The following is a 273-nucleotide window of genomic DNA, read 5'->3' on the forward strand; positions in this document are numbered from 1 at the left end:
CCCTGCCGCCCGCCCCGCCATCGCCGAAGAGTCCGATACCGCCGTCGCCGCCGGCCCCGCCGGTACCAAACAACAGTCCCGCCTTACCACCAGCGCCGCCGTGACCTCCGTCAAGCCCTCCGGTCCCACCGGTGCCACCGGACCCACCGGGGCCAGCAAGAAAGCCGGCATTACCACCGCTTCCGCCGGCCCCTGCCGTAGCGCCCGTCCCACCTGCGCCGCCGTGGCCGCCGCCTGCGCCGACCAACCCGCCCGTTCCACCGGCACCACCGG

General features: G+C 75.5%; 1 protein-coding gene. It reads right to left on the reverse strand.

The genetic code is table 11. The annotated features are described in order from the left end of the window. On the reverse strand, positions 1 to 273 hold a 273-nt coding region (locus BST12_RS29950; RefSeq protein ID WP_211281445.1), incomplete at both ends, for a hypothetical protein.

The organism is Mycobacterium angelicum (assembly GCF_002086155.1).
Lineage (GTDB): Bacteria > Actinomycetota > Actinomycetes > Mycobacteriales > Mycobacteriaceae > Mycobacterium > Mycobacterium angelicum.